Source organism: Ferruginibacter sp. (assembly GCF_014377975.1).
Taxonomy (GTDB): Bacteria; Bacteroidota; Bacteroidia; order Chitinophagales; family Chitinophagaceae; genus Ferruginibacter.
Genome location: NZ_JACMOO010000292.1, coordinates 1 through 3,396, shown reverse-complemented (window position 1 = coordinate 3,396; position 3,396 = coordinate 1). Strand labels below are relative to the sequence as shown.

Below are 3,396 nucleotides of genomic sequence, written 5' to 3'. Positions count from 1 at the left end.
GTTGGGATGCTGTGTTGCCCGCTCCTGCAGCATTGTTATTACATCGGCGTGGCTATAGTCGGAGGTGGGACCAGCAAACTCGTTCAGCAACTGCTGCTCCTCTGGTGGCGTTAATAAGGTGAGGTCGGAGATCTTGTTAGAAGGATTTTCGCTGATGGCTGTTAGCAAAGTTTTATAATGTCCAATCATCCTGAGGATAGTATCTTCTTTATACAAACCCGTTGCATACTCTACAAAACCCTCGATAGAATTATCAGATTCTTTTAAGAAAAAAGTAAGATCAAATTTTGAAGTTTGATGAGGATGATTTTTTGGTGTGATCTTTACTTCACCAATAAACGTAGGCTCGGAAACTGCTTCGTTTTGAAAAACAAACATTACCTGGAACAAAGGACTTCTGCTTACATCTCTAACATTTAATACAGCATCTACCACCTTCTCAAAAGGTACATCCTGGTGCTGAAACGCCAGCAACGATTGTTCCTTTACGCTTTTAAGAAAACGGGTGAAAGATTGGCTGTCATCAACATTTGCACGTAATACGATCGTGTTGGTAAAGAAGCCAATTAACTGTTCAATTTCGTGTTGCGAACGATTACCCACCGGCGTACCAATACTTATATCGTGCTGCGCACTGTATTTAGATAAGAGCACATAAAACGCTGCCAAGGCAGTCATAAATAATGTCACATCCTCTTTTGTACTCAACTGCTTTAAACCCCTTAATAATTGTTCATCGAAACTGAATGGCACTACCCGCCCTTCAAAAGATTGAAGTGATGGACGGGTAAAATCGGTTGGCAGTTCCAATGGAGCAAGACCTGTAAGATTTTGTTTCCAGAAATTTAATTTTTCATTTAAAACATCACCAGCCAAATAAGAGCGTTGCCAAATGGCATAGTCGGCATATTGAACATGCAAGGGCTGCAAACCAGGAGGCCTGTTTGCAATAAAATTCTCGTATAAGGCTATAAACTCTTTAATGAAAATTGTATTGGAAATACCATCAAAAGCAATGTGATGAAACGTAATAACCAACAGGTGTTCTTCGCTTGCTAATTGAAGCAATTGAACCCTTGCCATATAATCTTCTTCAAAATTAAATGGCTGATTAACCAACTTACTTACAAGCTGATGCAGATGTTCTTCATTGTTATCATCAGCAGAAATTTGCAACGTATGCAAATGAAATTCATCAGGGGTATTTATAAACTGGTATGGTTTTCCATCATCTGTTTTAATAACTGTTCTTAATACCTCGTGACGTTTTATAACACTTTTGAATGCATATTGTAAAGCCTTTACATTAAGTATACCATTGAGTTGAAGGACGATGCTAATATGGTATTGAGTACTGCCTTCTAACTGGTTGATGAACCACAAACGCTCCTGGGCAAACGATAACGGAATTTGATGCGGACGTACGGTTGCGATGATGTCAGGCGTATTGGCACTTTCATTCTTATTCTCGATAAAGGAACTTAATGAGGCGATGGTTGAATGATCGAAAATTGAGTTGATCTCAATATCGATGGAAAGCTTTTTACGGATTGCTGCCACCACTCTAACACCCAACAAAGAGTCGCCACCCATGGCAAAAAAATTGTCATGAATGCCTACAGTATCTATCTCTAATAAATCCTTCCAAATCTCTGTAATCACATCCTGTAATTCGGTAAGCTGGCCTTGCATTTCGGCTTCAATTACAGGCACAGTATCCATCGGTTCAGGCAAAGCTTTCTTATCAATTTTACCACTTATGGTTAGCGGCATACTGTCTACTGCTACCCATAAAGACGGTTGCATATACACAGGCAATACTTCATTACAATATTCCTTAACCTGGGTTGTATCGATACCGTTTTTACATACGATGTAGGCGATTAACCGCTTATTATTTTGTTTATCATTCTTTACAATTACAGTAGCCTGGTTTACCATGCCACTTTGCAGAATGGTGTTTTCAATCTCCCCCAATTCAACCCTGTAACCCCTAATCTTAACCTGGTCATCCTGCCTGCCTATGTACTCAATATTTCCATCAGCCAGCCATCGGCCATAGTCACCAGTTTTATACATACGGGTTACTACACCATCAACAAAGGAGTGATCAATAAATTTCTCTGCATTAAGATCTTCCCTATTTATATACCCTTGCGCCAGACCTTTACCTGCAATACATATTTCTCCCGCTGCACCTAAAGGCATAGGGTTGTTTGCTTTATCAATTATATAAATACTGGTGTTGTCAATTGGTTTACCAATCAATATTCCGTTTTGTATTTTATGATGATCTGTAACGGTTCTAAAGTTGAATACAATACAACCCACTGTCGCTTCTGTTGGTCCATATTCATTGATCACTTCCACCTCAATATCCTCGTTGTAAAAATGATTAAACTGGCCGGGGTATAATGCTTCGCCACCTATTACCAGTTTTCGGGTTACCCATGGTTCGTCACTATCTATGTCAAGACTTTTTAACAGCTCAAGGTGTGCTGGTGTAATCTTTAAAAAATCGTAGGGAGCATGAGCTAAAAAATTTTCATCTTCAAAAACATTCACGCCTTCCGTACTACTTATAACAACAGATTTACCCGCCAGCAGTGGCATAAATAAAGCAGTGATTGAAGCATCAAACGTAAACGACAGGTGTACGTAGGAACCGGTATTGTTGCTTGATGGATCAACATAATTTGTTTTGCTGTTGACCAGGTAATTTACCAGTGAAGCATGTGTGATAATAACTCCTTTTGGCTTACCCGTAGAACCCGAAGTGTAAATGATATAAGCAGGGCTGGAAGGTAATGCCAAGGAAGAAAACTCACCAGCATCGGCCAGACCTGTCCCGGATTCAAGATCATCAAGGTTGAGTAGTTGAACATCATTTAAATCTGCTAATGAAGCTTTTGATTCATCATCGCAGACCAAAATAGCAGCATTGGTATCACTTACTATAAACGCCTTTCTTTCTACCGGATAAAACGGGTCAACAGGAACGTAAACTCCTCCTGCTTTTAGTATACCCCAAATGCCAATCATCATGTTAACACCCCGGCTTATGCAAAGCGGGATGTTGTCTCCAGGCCTGCCACCTTGTGCTAAAATCTTTATAGCAAGCCGATCGGATAGTTGATCGAGTTGCTTAAAAGTTAGTACCTGGTCTTTATATTTTACAGCTGTAGCAAGGGGCGATTTTAATACGTGTTGCTTGAACAAGTCAACAACCGTAAAATCATTCGATATCTCATTTGTGGTGTGATTAAAATCAAGTAATAATTTGCTGCTTTCGGCGGCAGTAAGTAATGGAATTTTATCAACCAATAATGATGGTTGTTTGCCAACTGCCTTAAGTAACACATTGTAGTTTGCCATCAACCGCTGAATAGTTTGCAG

Annotated in this window: 1 protein-coding gene; it reads right to left on the bottom strand. The window is 39.7% G+C overall.

Going from position 1 to position 3,396, the window contains the following annotated elements; genetic code table 11:
* Positions 1-3,396 (bottom strand): amino acid adenylation domain-containing protein (locus tag H7254_RS15110; protein WP_301933753.1); only part of this gene is annotated, 3,396 nt, incomplete at both ends.